Consider the following 12,439-nt stretch of genomic DNA (forward strand, 5'->3'; position numbering starts at 1 on the left):
AAATTGGCATAAAATTTACGTTATTCGATATCATGCAAGCTAGAATTGGTTTAGAATTAAGCCATAATTTATAACAATCGTAATCAATATACATTTTTAGAAAAATTTGGTTTTATTGGTTTTATTACTAAGGAGTCGCACGTGAAACACACCCATCTTATTTTGGCCACGTTACTAAGCTTTGCTACACTTACAGCCCATGCTGCACAAGCAAATGTTACTAATGCTGAAGCGCTAACAAAAAAATACATCAGTATTGCACAAACAGTTAACCCAGAATTCGTATCTTCTGTAACTGACGGCAAGATGTTCTTTAACCGCAAAATTAAAATGCCAAACGGCAAGGAAATGGCCTGTGCTTCATGCCACACAACTAACCCTGCCAACCCAGGTAAACACGCGTTAACTGGCAAAGCAATTGATCCACTCTCACCTGCAGTTAACAACAAACGCTTCAAAGATTTAGACAAAGTTGAAGAGAAGTTCACCGAACACTGCAACGAAATTATTGGCGCTGATTGTACTGCAGCAGAAAAAGCTAACTACATTATCTATCTGTTAACTGAAAGAACACCTTCAGCTAAAAAATAATTAGCTACTGTTAATTAAAAGCAGACCCTCTAACGAGGCTCTGCTTTTTTTATACCTACGTTCCCGCCAAATACCCTCAGCCGTAATTAGCACATCTCAGCAGGGCGTGACAGTTGCACAAATGCTGTACAGCATTGATCACACAATCCGTTCAGATACGCTATAACCACATCTAACAGCACAACACACATACCCGCCATCAACCAGAATACATCCTCACTTATGTAATAAACACGAGCCTAATAAACAAAGAATTAAGCGGAGCATCATATACAGCAACACCCCTCAATAGCACCAAAGCACATCCACACCATATCCTAAGTCAGGCAAGAGCATTATTGTGTTTCACGTGAAACAATTCGCCACTTTTAACACTAACTCGGGCAAGCATTACCCATTGGTATTGACTTATATACACATGCACGCCTATAGTACATGTAGCAACAGGCGTAAAAAAACGAACATTAGTCCGACAAAAATACTAAGGAGAATTTCATGGCTGGAAAATTTGAATTAAAAACGGCAAAAAGTGGTCAATTCCACTTTAATTTACTGGCAGGTAACGGCCAAATTATCTTGCAGTCTGAAATGTATGAGACTAAAGCCAGCGCATTAAATGGCATCGCCTCAATTCAAAAAAATGCAGCTGATGATGCACGTTATGAACGCCTAGTATCAAAATCAGAGAAACCATACTTTGTGATCAAAGCTGGCAATCATCAAATTATTGGTCAAAGCCAACTATATGAAAGCGAAGCATCACGTGATAACGGCATTGAATCCGTGAAGAAAAATGGTCCAGAAGCTACCATTGCAGACTTAACTGCTTAAAGTTACAAAAAAATAGCGCCTAAATAGGCGCTATTTTTTTCGTTCCTAGCGTAATCGTAAGCTACTAATAAGGGTGTAAACAGCAATCCAACTGGGATACAAACCAGGCTTACTTGCCGATACAGAATTTAGAGAAAATTTCACCTAGCAAATCATCAGGTGTAAACTCGCCAGTAATAGTGCTTAACGCCTCTTGTGCCAAACGCAACTCTTCAGCGACCAATTCTGCAGAGCTAATCTGACCTGCTGCAATATCCAAATGACCACAAACCTGAGCCAGTGCAGACAAATGTCTAGCTCGCGCCATAAAAATACCCTCAGCATTATTCTGATAGCCAGCTAATTTTAATAGGTGACTTTTAAGAAGCTCCAAGCCAGCACCCGTCTTTGCAGAAATATAAACATGTGTTGCTTTGTCTTTTTCTTCAATTAAAGCAGGTTCCTGAGTCACGTCAATCTTATTATGAACCCAAATTTTAGGGATTTCTTGCGGCAATCGCTCTAAAATCAACTTTTCAGTCTCAGTAATACCGTGAGCTGCATCCACCAATAATAATGCGATATTGGCCGTTTCTGTGGCTCGCCAAGTTCGCGCAATGCCGAATTTTTCAACCTCGTCATCTGTTTCACGCAAACCTGCAGTGTCTATCACATGTAAAGGTACCCCATTTATTTGTATAGCGTTCTTAATAGTATCTCGTGTAGTACCTGCTATTGAGGTCACGATGGCAACTTCTTCACCAGCCAATTGATTCATCAAGCTAGATTTACCAACATTAGGCTGCCCGACTAGAACAACATTAATACCTTCTCGCAACAAACTACCTTGCTTGGCTTTTGCAAAAACGACTGTCAGCTCATCAATAATTACCGCTAATTTATCGGCCACTCGCCCTTGCGTGATAAAGTCAATTTCCTCCTCAGGAAAATCCAAACACGCTTCTACGTACATGCGCAGATCGATTAGTTTCAAAAGTAGGGCATTAATGTGCTGCGAGAACTCGCCAGACAAAGAGCGCACAGCACTCTTTGCCGCTTCAACGGTAGCCGCATTGATCACATCAGCAACAGCCTCAGCCTGAGCTAAATCCATTTTGTCATTAAGATAAGCACGCCGAGTAAACTCTCCTGGCTCTGCCTGACGTGCGCCAAGGGCAATACATCTAGCCAACAAGATTTGCATAAGTGCCGTGCCACCGTGCCCCTGCAACTCCAATACATCTTCACCAGTATAAGAGTGGGGGTTAGGGTAGAAAATAGCGATGCCACTATCGATTAGATCACCATCTGCTTGTATAAAATCTAGGTAAGCAGCATGGCGTGGCTTAGGGCACTGCCCAAGTATGCTGATTGCAATTGCTTGAGATAAGGGGCCAGAAACCCTAACAACACCAATGCCACCGGCGCCACTTGCAGTGGCGATGGCAGCAATCGTGTCTAATGAATTAGTGATGTTCACCTGATTTTTTTACGTGGCCTTGTTTTTTGGCAACGGTTTCTGCGTGAATCATTTTATTAACATACCACTGCTGTGCAATTGAAAGCACGTTATTGACCAACCAATACAACACCAAGCCAGCAGGGAAGAAGAAGAAGAAAACACTAAACACAACAGGCATCCAAGTCATGATTTTGGCTTGCATTGGGTCAGTAGGCTTAGGATTAAGCTTAGTTTGAATAATCATGGTAGCACCCATGAGTATCGGCAAAATGTAGAATGGATCAATCGCCGACAAATCTTGAATCCAGCCAAAAAATGGTGCATGACGCAGCTCAACAGAGCCTAACAAAACCCAATAAAGTGCAATAAATACAGGCACTTGGATTAAAATTGGGAAGCAACCACCCATTGGATTGATTTTCTCTTTTTTATAAAGATCCATCATTGCAATTTGCATTTTTTGGCGATCATCGCCAAACTTCTCTTTCATCGATTGCAGGCGTGGCGCCAGTTCACGCATTTGCGCCATACTACGGTAACCTGAAGCAGAAAGTTTAAAGAATGCTGCTTTAATGAAAATGGTAAGCAGAATAATCGCCACACCCCAGTTTTGCACCACAGAGTGAATTTTTGATAGCAACCAGAATAGCGGTGACGCGATCACCGTTAACCAACCGTAATCCACACTGTACTCTAAGCCTGGCGCAGCTGCGATTAAATCCTCTTTAGTTTGTGGACCAGTATAAAAGCGAGCTGGTACAGCTAAAGTTGCCCCTGGAGCAATAGTGCTTAATGTACTTTTAGTACCAATTCTAAAAATATTGTCACTCAGTTTTTCAGTGTAAAACTTGCGTGCCAAGCCATCTTTAGGAATCCATGCGCTCACAAAATAGTGTTGCAAGATACCAACCCAACCATCGTTAGAGGTAATATTTAATGGCTCTTTCGCCATGTCTTTAAATGCCAGCTTTTTAAACTTAGTCGTTTCTGTGTAATAAGTGCCACCAGTGAACGTTGGCATTAAAGCAGAACCTTGGTTAGATTCACTATCATGAACGATTTGATAGTAAACAACAGGGGTGATTGCTACGCTAGAGTCATTCTTAATTTCGTAATTAACATCAATTTCATAGCGATTACGGTGGAATGTATATACTTTATACACAGTCACGCCATTGTTAACGGCACTCAATCGCACCTCAAGCTTATCTTTCCCGTCTTGCATTTGATAACTTGCTGCATCACTAGTGAACACAGAGTTGTGCGTCGGTAAATCTTGACCAATTAAGCCTGTTTGTGCAACGTAAAGCATAGGCTTGGCAGAATCATCTAATAACAAATAGTTAGTTTGATCATCATTCGCACGATGTTTACGCAATTCTAATTTACGTAAATCACCACCTACAGTATTAATGTTAACTTTATATAGATCTGTTGTTACAACAACATTTTGACCTGATTTTAACGCGTAGCCAGTGTCAACAGGGGTATCAATCGTATTGGTAGCACTACCGGCAGTATCAGCACTTGGCACTGAGTTAACAGCAACAACTGGGGTTGATGTCACTGGTGCATGTTTAGTTTGCCATGCGTCCCATAACATCAGAATAGACATAGAAAAAATCACGAATAATACTAAACGTCTTGTATCCATATTGTTTTATAAGCAATCTATATAAAATTTTAATAATGTATCTTAAAGAAATTAAGGTACTGGATCATGCCCACCATCACACCACGGATGACAACGACATAACCGATGAACCATCAAGTAACCACCTCGAATTGCACCATGCTTTTGCAGTGCTTCTACCGAGTATTGTGAACACGTAGGGTAGAAGCGACATTGCTGGCCAAAAAAAGGACTCAAAATTAATTGATATCCTTTAATAATCCAAATTAATAGACGCGACATAACCGTTATCACAAAAAAATAATGGGGCTTAAATCATAGCACCCGTCATGCATTATAAATGCTGAACACCTTTTAATGGTGAACCTCAGTGACGTTTTGTTGTGTATTTAATGTAGTGCGTAGATTAATTTTTTTAATCAAGGAATCAAACTCTTGCTCGACCGATAAAAAATCTTTTTTATTAAATTTTTTCTGCACGCGAACAACTAAATCTACTGGGTTGACTGTATGTTGACGTAGCCTAAAAAACTCACGCAAAACACGTCGCATATAGTTTCTGTGTACTGACGATTTAGCAGTCTTTTTACCAATAACCAAACCTAAACGGGCATGAGCCAACGTGTTAGGCTGATAATGCACCGCTAAAAACTGTGCAAAAATACGCTTGCGGAAATTAAAAACGGATGAAAATTCATCCGTTTTAATAAGCTTAGCTTTTTTTGTAAACCTAAGCGTGTGCACTATATTAAGCTTCTACTGTAAATTTAAACTGAATATACAGCGAAAGTAACGCCAATGGCGTTACTGACTTAAAGACCTAAGCGTGAACGACCTTTAGCGCGACGAGCAGCAATAACAGCACGACCACCTTTAGTTTTCATGCGAACTAAAAAGCCATGTGTACGTGCGCGACGTGTTTTAGAAGGTTGATATGTACGTTTCATGTGAATCTCCAACGAGCAAAATGCTACAAAGGGCGCTATTAGACCCGATAACACAGTATTTTGTCAACGTTTATTTAGTTTTATTAATTGCGCTAACTTTTTAATTCTTATCACTTTTATTTTATAAAATTTTTATTCATTAATTTTGAAAATGGCTGTGGATAAGTTACGCTAAACCAGCTAAAATGCAGTGGATAGATTAGCGTTGAATTGTACGCTATTTTATAAAAAAATAAAATAAAAACAATAAGTTATAAATTCATACAATCGTTGTTATTTCAATACATTAGTTAAAAATAACTGTACAAACTAAGGTATATCATTACAGATGGAAAATTTTTGGCCTGCTTGTCTTTCTAAATTTGAGAAAGAACTTTCAGCACAACAATTCAATACTTGGATCAAACCACTGCACACTGAAATTAGTGGTGATGCTGTGCGCGTCTATGCGCCTAATCGTTTTGTCATGCAATGGGTTAAAGACCGTTTTCTGAAAAAAATTGAACAGTTTGCTCAGGAACATAGACCTGATATGCAAATTGAATTGGTATTAGGCGAAGCAACTGCTAAACCAGCTCAAGCCGAACCGGTTAAAAAACCCAATCAAGAAAATAAAGCGGTAGAAAACGAAGTTAAGACCGACAGTATTAAACACAACTTGAGTGAAGTATTAGCTAAGACCAAAAAAACTGCGGTGACTGCTAATAAAAACATCGACACCTCTAATTTAAACCCTAGTTTTAATTTCAATAATTACGTGACTGGCCGCGCCAACCAATTAGCGCGTGCTGCTGCAATCCAAGTCGCTGAAAACCCAGGTAGCGCTTATAACCCTCTGTTTATTTATGGTGGGGTAGGCTTAGGTAAAACGCATTTACTGCAAGCGATTGGTAACGAATTAAAATTACATAACCCAGATGCAAAAATACGTTATCTACATGCTGAGCGCTATGTATCAGATGTGGTTAAAGCGTATGAACATAAAGCGTTTGATGAATTTAAACGTCAATATCACTCACTGGATTTATTGCTGATTGATGACATTCAGTTCTTTGCTAAAAAAACGCGTACGCAAGAAGAGTTCTTTTACGCATTTAACTCACTAATTGAAGCAAAAAAACAAATCGTCATTACCTGCGATACCTACCCAAAAGAGATTGCAGATGTAGATGAGCGTTTAAGAACCCGATTTAGTTGGGGTTTAACCGTTGCGGTTGAACCGCCTGAGCTAGAAATGCGCGTAGCGATTTTGCTTAAAAAGGCAGAAGCGGTAAATCTTAATCTGCCTGAAGATGTAGCGTTCTTTATCGCTAAACAAATTAGATCTAGCGTACGTGAGCTGGAAGGTGCCTTAAACCGTATTATTGCCATGTCTAAGTTCACCGGTCACGCTATTGACGTACATCTCGCTAAAGACGCATTACGCGACTTAATAGCGGTACGTGGCCGTCAGGTGACAATGGAAAATATACAGAAGACTGTTGCTGACTACTACAAAATTAAAGTAGCAGAGATGTATAGCAAGAAAAGAACACGTAATTTTGCACGTCCAAGACAGATAGCAATGGCTTTGTCACGTGAATTAACAAATCATAGCTTTCCTGAAATAGGTGAGGCATTTGGTGGTAGACATCACACTACAGTGATGCATGCATGTGATGAGATTGATTTATTAAGACAAAATGATGCAACAATTGCTAGAGATATTGGTTTTTTAGTACAAGTAATTAGAGATTAAACGGGTAAATATCAGCTTAACTGTTAATAATGAGGTTAAGGATAAGCTGTGGATAAAATTAGCATAAGGTTGTGATTAAGAAATTTTTAAAATTTAATCAACAATTGACCCACAGTAGATTATGTTTTTACCAAGATAAAAAAAAGTGTTGCAAACTATTGAAAATATTCAATAAAAAGTAGTTATGCACAAAAAAATGCAACATTATTATTGTTATTATTTATATATATATTATTTAGGTTATAAAGATGAATATACAAATCAATCGTGAAACGTTATTAAAACCGTTAACTTCTGTTACAAGCATTGTAGAAAAAAGACATACCTTACCTATATTGTCTAATTTATTACTTGAAGCTAAACAAAACAAAATTCATCTGACAGCCACTGATTTAGAAATGCAAATTTCATTATCTGTAGACAGTGCTACTAGTAATGATTTTTCAACCACTATTTCTGCTAAAAAATTATTAGATATTTGCAGGTCATTACCAGACAATTCTGATATTAATATGGCAACGAACGATAGCCGTATTACTGTAAAAGCCGGTAAAAGCCGTTTTAACTTACAAACATTGCCTGCTGCTGACTATCCAGTGATGACAAAAACACAGTCTCAAGGCACTGTAATTACGATTCCACAAAGACAACTGAAAGAATTATTAAAGCAAGTTGAGTTTGCAATGGCGCAACAAGATATTCGTTATTATTTAAATGGCTTATTGGTAGAAGTCGTAGCGAATCGTTTGAATATAGTGGGAACAGATGGCCATCGATTAAGTTTTACATCGACAGAGTTAAAAGAAAACTATGAAAAACAAGATGTTATCTTGCCACGTAAGACAGTGATTGAGCTAATTAAGCTGCTGGATGATAGTGAAGAAGATGTCAGTGTAGAAGTTGCTAATAATCAAGTTAACTTTAGTTTTGGTAATATCAAGCTTATTTCTAAAGTGATAGACGGTAAGTTTCCTGATTACAACCGTGTGATTCCTACCGGACATCAAAATACATTCACGACAGAGCGTTTAGGTGTATTGTTAGCAATGCAACGTGCTTCGATTTTATCGAATGAAAAATATCGCGGTATTCGTATGGTACTAAGTACTAATAATCTTAAGTTAATTAGTACTAATAGTGATCAAGAGGAAGCAGAAGAAGAGTTAGAAATCGCTTACGGCAGTGATGTACTAGATATTGGCTTTAATGTGACTTATTTGATAGATGTGTTGAATAACACAAACAGCGAACAAGTAACTTTCTCATTTGCAGATGCAAACAGCAGTTGCTTAATTACCTTACCTAATAATCCAGATTATAAATATGTAGTCATGCCAATGCGCATTTAAATCTTGTTTCACGTGAAACAAAAGCTTTAATATTTTTACTTTAACAAAAAATATTAAATTTAAAGATAACTTTAAAATAAAGAAAATAAGTATGAGTGAAAACAACGCAATATCACCAGATTATGATTCATCCAGTATTAAGATATTGGAAGGTTTGGATGCTGTACGTAAACGCCCAGGTATGTATATTGGTGACACGTCTGATGGTTCTGGCTTGCACCATATGGTATTTGAAGTGTTGGATAATGCGATTGATGAAGCATTAGCCGGCCATTGCGATGATATTAAAGTAATTATTCATCCTGATAATTCAGTTAGTGTTGCAGATAATGGCCGTGGTATTCCTACGGATATTAAATACGACGATATTAAAGCGGTAAAACGATCTGCGGCTGAAATTGTCATGACGGAGTTACATGCAGGCGGTAAGTTTGACCAAAACTCTTACAAAGTATCAGGTGGTTTGCATGGTGTAGGTGTTTCTGTTGTGAACGCGTTGTCTGACTGGCTTAAGTTAAAAATTTACCGTAATGGTAAAGTGCACCAAATGGAGTTTCGCCGCGGTGAAGCGGTTGCACCTTTGGCAGAAACCGGAGTGACTGATAAAAAAGGTACCGAAGTACACTTTTTAGCTTCAGTAGAAACCTTTGTGTTGGTTGAATATCATTTTGAGATTTTAGCTAAGCGTATTCGTGAACTTTCATTCTTAAACAACGGTGTAAAAATTGAGTTGGTAGATCAACGCAACGGTAAAAGTGAGAATTTTGCTTACTCTGGCGGTATTAAAGGGTTTGTGGAGTATATGAACCGTAGTAAAACGGTGCTACATCCTAAAACTTTTTATGCTTCTGGTGAAAAAGATGGCATGACGATTGAAGTTGCAATGCAATGGAATGATTCTTACAGTGAAACGGTACAGTGTTTTACCAATAATATTCCACAGCGCGATGGTGGTACTCACTTAACTGGCCTACGTACAGCAATGACGCGTACCTTAAACCAGTATATTGAACAAAGTGAGATGGCTAAAAAAGCAAAAGTAGAGACTACTGGCGACGATATGCGTGAGGGGATTACTTGCGTGTTGTCAGTTAAGGTGCCTGATCCTAAGTTCTCATCTCAAACTAAAGATAAATTGGTTTCAAGTGAAGTGCAACCAGTGGTATCTGAAGTGGTATCAGCAAAATTGGCTGAATTTTTACAAGAAAACCCAGCAGATGCCAAAATAATTTGTGGAAAAGTCGTTGAAGCGGCCCGTGCAAGAGAAGCTGCTCGTAAAGCGCGTGAGATTACCCGTCGTAAAGGCGTGATGGACACCATGGGTTTGCCAGGTAAATTAGCTGATTGCCAAGAGAAAGACCCTGCACTTTGCGAAATATACCTAGTCGAGGGTGACTCAGCGGGCGGTTCTGCAAAACAAGGACGTGATCGTAAAAACCAAGCGATTTTGCCGTTAAAAGGTAAAATTTTAAACGTAGAAAAAGCGCGTTTTGATAAATTGTTAGGCTCACAAGAGATTGCGACCCTGATTACTGCCTTAGGTACCAGCATTGGTAAAGCAGATTTTAATGCAGAGAAGTTACGTTATCACCGTATCATCATCATGACCGATGCTGACGTCGATGGTGCGCATATTCGTACATTGTTGCTCACATTCTTCTATCGCCAAATGACAGAATTAGTAGAGCGTGGGCATATCTACATTGCTCAACCACCACTGTACAAAGTAAAACAAGGTAGAGATGAACGTTATCTTAAAGATGAGCAGGAGTTGGATATCTACCTACTGCAGTCTGCGCTAAAAAATGCAGAGTTAGACACTAAAACTAGTGCTGGCATCTTAAAAGATGAGGCTTTAACTGAAATAGCAAAACAAGTGGTGTTAACTGAAGCAGTGATTCGCCGTATTTCTTCACTGTATGATGAAAGCGTTCTACGCGCGATTCAAGATGCTGGTGAAATCAATTTAAGCAACGAAACTAGCGCTAATGCCATTGCTGAGAAATTACGTCCTATCTTGGGTGCAGTTGGTAGTGAAGTGATTGTGGCATTTGATGCGGAAACTAACGCTTACCGCTTAGAAATTAATAAATATGTACACGGCAACCTGCAATGTTGCGTGATTAATGCTGAGTTCTTAAGCAGCGGCGATTACAGACAGCTATTGAAAACATCTAATATGCTTAACGGTTTGGTCGGCGTAGGTGCAATTGTTAAACGTAATGAAAAAGAACAAACCGTTTCAACGTTCAAACAAGCTTTAGATTGGCTACAAGGTGAAGCGAAAAATACACTGAATATTCAGCGTTATAAAGGTCTTGGCGAAATGAACCCAGAGCAGTTATGGGAAACCACGATGGATCCAAAAGTGCGTCGTTTACTGAAAGTGCAAATTGATGATGCCATTGCTGCAGATGAAATTTTCACGACACTGATGGGAGATAACGTAGAACCTAGACGTGCATTTATTGAAAATAATGCTTTAGGCGCTAATAACTTAGATATTTAGATTTTGAATATCTGCTAAACAATAAAAGCCCTCACGGGCTTTTATTGTTTTAGGTAATTCAATCAATTATTAATATTTTGTAATGGTATTTAATTATTAAATTACAAATGAATGGTAACTAATGATTACAGTAGACTTCACTGAAATTAGAAATGCATTTGAGTTTGTAAGTTCAGGCTCGCCATCACAGCATCATGCATATATCAGCAAAGATACAGGTGCAATTTACTGGACATCAAGCGTGCTGGAGTTAGATGAAGAGGTGCCGGAAGACCTAGAAACATCCTTGAATTATATGGAAGTACCCCATAAAAATGAGTTAAAGCTTGGTCAATCCTTAGCGCTATCGTTTATTGACCAGACGTTACCTGATGAATACAACTTTGTAGCAAGCCTCTTTCGTAAGCGTGGTGCCTACAGACGCTTTAAAGATATGTTGCAATATCAAGGCTTGCTTGAAAAGTGGTATGCATTTGAAGAGCAGGCTTCAGATGATGCTTTGTTAGCTTGGTGTCAGGAAAACGAAATTAAGCTGATAGATAAAGAACAGTAGAGGATTTAGACCATCATCTACTGTGTATGTTGATGATTTCTAGCGTTTTCTTAATTTACATTCAAAATTAATTTGTTCTGATAAGTCATGATATGTGGCAAGCGCGCCAGTAGTGGCGGAGTAAGGATCATTTTGTAGGTACTTGATGTATCTTAATTGGCGTGGGCTAACTTTTTTGCTGATAGCATCAATTTTGCAAGCACAGGCATTTTGGTTAGAGTCGCTAGTATATTGGCTTTCGCATAAACTATTTTCTTGATCCAGTAGGCTAGTTGGCCATGGTTCAGTATTTTTATTATCAGGACTAATCACTGCGCGTGTTTGTGCAAGGGTTGCATATAACAGCTCTACAGAGGCTCGGTTTCTACCTAAGTCTGCACTTTGCAGTATATCTTGGTGTTTAATGGATAGTGGGTTAGGGTTAACGCCTGCATTTGCAAGCAATGTTGCTTGTGCTGGCAAAACATAGCCTTGGCCAGCAAGCATAATACGTTTTGCTGGATTGCTATCCAGTAATTTATTGGCTTCTGCAATATCCTCATCAGGTAATCTATACGTGATGGTCACGCTACAGGTGTCATCAAGTTGTTTCACCTGGACTGATAAAAGCTTGTCCTCAATTGCATCTGTCATAGTGGCTACGTTGCGTGAAATTAAGTGCGCTTCTTCATTCGCTTTGAGTTGCAAAATTGCTTTGTCATCCAAGCAAGCATAGGCGTTACTGAATGAAACAATACTGATTATGGCAAAAACTAAGCGGTGAAATATTAGATTGCGCATCTTTTACCCTCATTAACATTTAAAATGTACTGGTCAATATGAGCTACGCTTAGTTGATAAGTTCTAC

At 38.7% G+C, this 12,439-nt stretch carries 12 protein-coding genes; 6 read left to right on the forward strand and 6 right to left on the reverse strand.

Annotation, left to right across the window (positions count from 1 at the left end):
• The first annotated feature begins 141 nt into the window (after positions 1–141).
• Positions 142–591, forward strand: coding sequence for a DUF1924 domain-containing protein (locus tag FG24_RS04185; protein ID WP_051901428.1), 450 nt, complete (start codon positions 142–144; stop codon positions 589–591).
• 495 nt (positions 592–1,086) lie between these two features.
• Positions 1,087–1,422, forward strand: a complete 336-nt coding sequence (locus FG24_RS04190; RefSeq protein ID WP_036301366.1) for a YegP family protein — start codon at positions 1,087–1,089, stop codon at positions 1,420–1,422.
• A gap of 109 nt (positions 1,423–1,531) precedes the next feature.
• On the opposite strand, the gene mnmE is transcribed toward FG24_RS04190, so the two are convergent.
• From mnmE to rpmH, 5 genes are all read right to left on the reverse strand, one after another.
• The gene (gene mnmE, locus FG24_RS04195; RefSeq protein WP_200876864.1) at positions 1,532–2,881 is read right to left on the reverse strand and encodes a tRNA uridine-5-carboxymethylaminomethyl(34) synthesis GTPase MnmE; all 1,350 of its coding nucleotides are present in this window, start codon (positions 2,879–2,881) and stop codon (positions 1,532–1,534) included.
• The gene (gene yidC, locus FG24_RS04200) at positions 2,868–4,517 is read right to left on the reverse strand and encodes a membrane protein insertase YidC (protein ID WP_036301367.1); all 1,650 of its coding nucleotides are present in this window, start codon (positions 4,515–4,517) and stop codon (positions 2,868–2,870) included. Before yidC ends, mnmE begins: the two co-directional genes overlap by 14 nt.
• A 51-nt stretch (positions 4,518–4,568) precedes the next feature.
• Positions 4,569–4,778 (reverse strand): membrane protein insertion efficiency factor YidD, encoded by a 210-nt coding sequence (gene yidD, locus FG24_RS12500; RefSeq protein ID WP_081880939.1) that lies wholly within the window; start codon positions 4,776–4,778, stop codon positions 4,569–4,571.
• Positions 4,779–4,850: 72 nt separating this feature from the next.
• Complete coding sequence (gene rnpA, locus FG24_RS04205) at positions 4,851–5,240, reverse strand: ribonuclease P protein component (RefSeq protein WP_036301369.1); 390 nt, start codon at positions 5,238–5,240, stop codon at positions 4,851–4,853.
• A 68-nt stretch (positions 5,241–5,308) separates the two neighbouring features.
• Positions 5,309–5,443 carry a 50S ribosomal protein L34 gene (rpmH, locus tag FG24_RS04210; protein WP_015833284.1) on the reverse strand — a complete coding sequence of 45 codons (135 nt, stop codon included), beginning with the start codon at positions 5,441–5,443 and terminating at the stop codon, positions 5,309–5,311.
• 328 nt (positions 5,444–5,771) lie between these two features.
• On the opposite strand from rpmH, the gene dnaA reads away from it, so the two are divergent.
• The 4 genes from dnaA to FG24_RS04230 all read left to right on the forward strand — a co-directional run bounded on the left by dnaA (position 5,772) and on the right by FG24_RS04230 (position 11,592).
• Complete coding sequence (gene dnaA, locus FG24_RS04215) at positions 5,772–7,181, forward strand: chromosomal replication initiator protein DnaA (RefSeq protein ID WP_036301371.1); 1,410 nt, start codon at positions 5,772–5,774, stop codon at positions 7,179–7,181.
• A gap of 248 nt (positions 7,182–7,429) precedes the next feature.
• Positions 7,430–8,530 (forward strand): DNA polymerase III subunit beta, encoded by a 1,101-nt coding sequence (gene dnaN / locus FG24_RS04220; RefSeq protein ID WP_036301374.1) that lies wholly within the window; start codon positions 7,430–7,432, stop codon positions 8,528–8,530.
• A 91-nt stretch (positions 8,531–8,621) separates the two neighbouring features.
• Complete coding sequence (gyrB, locus tag FG24_RS04225) at positions 8,622–11,039, forward strand: DNA topoisomerase (ATP-hydrolyzing) subunit B (RefSeq protein ID WP_036301378.1); 2,418 nt, start codon at positions 8,622–8,624, stop codon at positions 11,037–11,039.
• Between the two features lie 121 nt (positions 11,040–11,160).
• Complete coding sequence (locus tag FG24_RS04230) at positions 11,161–11,592, forward strand: UPF0158 family protein (protein ID WP_036301381.1); 432 nt, start codon at positions 11,161–11,163, stop codon at positions 11,590–11,592.
• A gap of 39 nt (positions 11,593–11,631) precedes the next feature.
• Here FG24_RS04230 and FG24_RS04235 read toward each other — a convergent pair whose 3' ends face one another.
• Positions 11,632–12,372: a hypothetical protein gene (locus FG24_RS04235; RefSeq protein WP_036301385.1), complete on the reverse strand. Its 741-nt coding sequence runs from the start codon at positions 12,370–12,372 to the stop codon at positions 11,632–11,634.
• Positions 12,373–12,439: the final 67 nt, after the last annotated feature.

Origin of the sequence: Methylotenera sp. L2L1, from assembly GCF_000744605.1 — a bacterium.
GTDB lineage: Bacteria > Pseudomonadota > Gammaproteobacteria > Burkholderiales > Methylophilaceae > Methylotenera.